Origin of the sequence: Phytoactinopolyspora endophytica, from assembly GCF_004138495.1 — a bacterium.
GTDB lineage: Bacteria > Actinomycetota > Actinomycetes > Jiangellales > Jiangellaceae > Phytoactinopolyspora > Phytoactinopolyspora endophytica.
Genome location: NZ_ML142851.1, coordinates 141,458 through 142,747, shown reverse-complemented (window position 1 = coordinate 142,747; position 1,290 = coordinate 141,458). Strand labels below are relative to the sequence as shown.

Sequence of the window (1,290 nt, the reverse complement as noted above, 5' to 3'; positions counted from 1 at the left end):
CGATCAACGTCCAGGCGACGTCGGGAGTCGAGGACCATGAGCAAGGGTTGGCGGCCGGTCTCGTGCAGACCTCCATGCAGGTGGGTGCCGCGCTGGCGCTTGCCGTCACGACGGCGCTGGTAACCACCGGCGACGACGGCACCACCCGGTCACCCGAGCAGATGCTCGACCAGTTCCGGCCGGGCCTCGTCTTTGTGACCATCGTCGCACTGGCCGGCCTCGCCGTCACGCTGCTCCCCATGCTCCAGCGCCGTCGCAACACCGAAGACGACGAACCGCCGACGCCGGACGGCACTGACCTGGTCGACGCCCTGACCATGAAGAGTTGACAGGCTCACGCATCTGAGCACCCGCACGTTGCCCGGGCCGGTCGGCACGGCTGCCTGTCAGGCCGTCGAGCCGGCCGGCCCGGCGTCCATGTCCGTGCGCTGCGGCCGCGTCGGCTGGTAAATCTGCGTCGTACACTTACGCTCGAATGATGCACAGTTCCGCCCCACGCGTAGGCAGCGCCGTCCTCGGGCTCCTCATGTGCGCTGCCGGTGTCGTCGGGACCTGGTTGACGTGGCGATACTTCGTCGACACGGCCATTGGGCAGCGCATAGACGACACCGCGTTCCGTGGCTCGGAGATCGGACACACCACGCTGTGGCGGGTCGCCGAGCCCGTCCTCGAGGTGGTGTCCATCCCGTTCATCGTCGTCGTGCTCGGTGCGGCGGCCCTCATCGCTCTCATGCGCCAACGCTGGCTGCTCGCCGTGCAGGTGACGATCCTGGTCGGAGGCGCGAACGTCACGACGCAGATGCTGAAGTACGTCGTGCTGGACCGTCCCGATCTCGCCCAGACCGCGGGAGCTGTGGACAACTCGCTGCCCAGCGGCCATACAACGGTCGCCGCGAGTGTGGCAGCGGCACTGGTCCTCGTCGTCCCTCGGCATACGCGGCCCGTCGTCGCCGTTCTCGCCGCCGGATATACGGCCGCCACCGGAGTCGCGACGATGGTCGGCGGATGGCACCGGCCGTCTGATGTCGTCGCGGCGATCACCGTCGTGATGGCCTGGGCGGGCCTGACGATGATCGTCACCGCCCTCGGAAGCCCGGAACGGGTCCGGCCGCCGGACTCCGCGATCGTGCCGACAACGGTCGTCGGCGGGTTGATGGCCGTCGTCGCGTTCATCTCCGCGCTGCTGTCGGCGTCCGCGTTGCAGAGCACGAGCGATGCACTCACCTCAACTGACACCGTCACGAGCCGGAGCAACCTGCTCGAGGCCTACACCGGCAGTGCGTTGGGCGT

At 68.5% G+C, this 1,290-nt stretch carries 1 protein-coding gene and 1 pseudogene; both read left to right on the top strand.

The genetic code is table 11. The features are described 5' to 3' along the window. Positions 1 to 329, top strand: a pseudogene (locus tag ELR45_RS37035) (hypothetical protein); the annotation flags it as partial. A 149-nt stretch (positions 330 to 478) separates the two neighbouring features. Beyond that, positions 479 to 1,290, top strand: an 812-nt coding sequence (locus ELR45_RS06540; RefSeq protein ID WP_205856143.1) for a phosphatase PAP2 family protein, incomplete at its 3' end; no start/stop codon positions are given.